2 protein-coding genes are annotated in these 1,450 nt (G+C 69.1%); both read right to left on the reverse strand.

Translation table 11 applies throughout. The annotated features are described in order from the left end of the window. Nucleotides 1–18: 18 nt before the first annotated feature. Nucleotides 19–1,230, reverse strand: coding sequence for an IS110 family RNA-guided transposase (locus IT780_RS41415; RefSeq protein WP_199517385.1), 1,212 nt, complete (start codon nucleotides 1,228–1,230; stop codon nucleotides 19–21). A 27-nt stretch (nucleotides 1,231–1,257) separates the two neighbouring features. Then, nucleotides 1,258–1,450 (reverse strand): hypothetical protein (locus IT780_RS42490; RefSeq protein ID WP_233414386.1); only part of this gene is annotated, 193 nt, incomplete at its 5' end.

Consider the following 1,450-nt stretch of genomic DNA (forward strand, 5'->3'; position numbering starts at 1 on the left):
GGAGTTTCAATGACCATGTCAAGCCGCGTTCGCGGTGAGCGGTGGTGAGGGATGGAACTCACGGCCGTCGCGCAGCAGGGCCCAAATAACGTCGATCAGGCGGCGGGCCAGGGCGATCACCGCTTGGGTGTGGAGTTTCCCCTCGGCGCGTTTGCGCTGGTAGAAGGTACGCGATGGGCCGTCGGGTTTGATCGCGGACAGGGCGGCGAGGTAGAAGACGCGGCGCAGGCCGCGGTGGTAGCGCTTGGGTCGGTGCAGGTTGCCGCGCACCCGCCCGGAGTCACGGGGTACCGGGGCCAGGCCGGCGTAGGCGGCCAGCCGGGCCGAGCTGCCGAAGGCGGTTTGCAGGTCTCCGCCGGTGTCGGCGAGCAGGTGGGCGCCCAGGATCGGGCCGAACCCGTTGACGCTGGTGATCGACGCGGCGTGGGGGTGCTCACTGAACGTGCCGGTGATCTGTTTGTCCAGGTCTTTGATCTCGCGGTCGAGGTCGAGCAGTTGAGCGGCGAGCCGGGCGATCAGCGGTGCCACCGCGGTTTCGGTGGGCAGCGCGATGGTCTGCGCGGCCGCCGCGGCGAGGGCTTTGTCGACCATCGCCGGGATGCCTTTGGGCCAGGCGCCGCCGGTGCGCAGGTGCGCGGCGATCCGGTGGGCGCCGGCCTCGCGCAGACCGTCGGGGGTTTGGAAGCCGGTCAGCAGCACCAGCGCCGAGCGGGTGGAGTAGTCGAACGCCGCCTCCAGGGCGGGGAAGATCGAGGCGAGCAGGTCGCGCAGCCGGTTGACTCCGCGTACCCAGTCACCCATCAGGTCCTCGCGGCGGGCGGTCAGCACCTGCAACTCGGCGACCAGCGCGTGGGGCTCGGTGATCGGTGTCAGGTCGTGGCGCAGCCGGGCGGTCTCGGCGATGGTGAACGCGTCCTTGGCGTCGCTCTTGCCCTCTCCGGCGAACGCTCCGGCCATCCGGTTGACCAGCCGGCCCGGCACATATACCAGCTCCGCGCCGGCCTGGTGGAGCACCGCCAGCAGCAGCCCAGCGCTGCCGGAGGTCATGTCCATGGCCCACCGCACGTGTCCGGCGGCCTTGCCCGCGCGGGCGATCAACGCCTCGATCTCGGCCTGGCCGTTGCCCAGCCGCTTGCTGAACACCACCTTGCCGGTCTCATCGACCGCGCACGCATGGTGATGGGCCTTGCCGACATCGATCCCGACCCAGATCTGCTCCCGGACCTTCACCGGCCCGAACCTCCCTATAACCGCAGCTCAACCCCGTCGATGGCACTGCCGGCAGCTCCATAAACAGCGACGCACGCAGATCTCAATCAGCAGCCAGGCCATCGGCAACGGCAGGGCGGCCACTCCTCGGAAACCACCCAACGACAAGAAACCATCAGCCACACCCCACCGTCCCCGGGCATCCAGGGCATCACCCCAGACGATCAACAACCTTATGGAG

Source organism: Nucisporomicrobium flavum (genome assembly GCF_016464385.1).
Lineage (GTDB): Bacteria > Actinomycetota > Actinomycetes > Mycobacteriales > Micromonosporaceae > Actinoplanes > Actinoplanes flavus_A.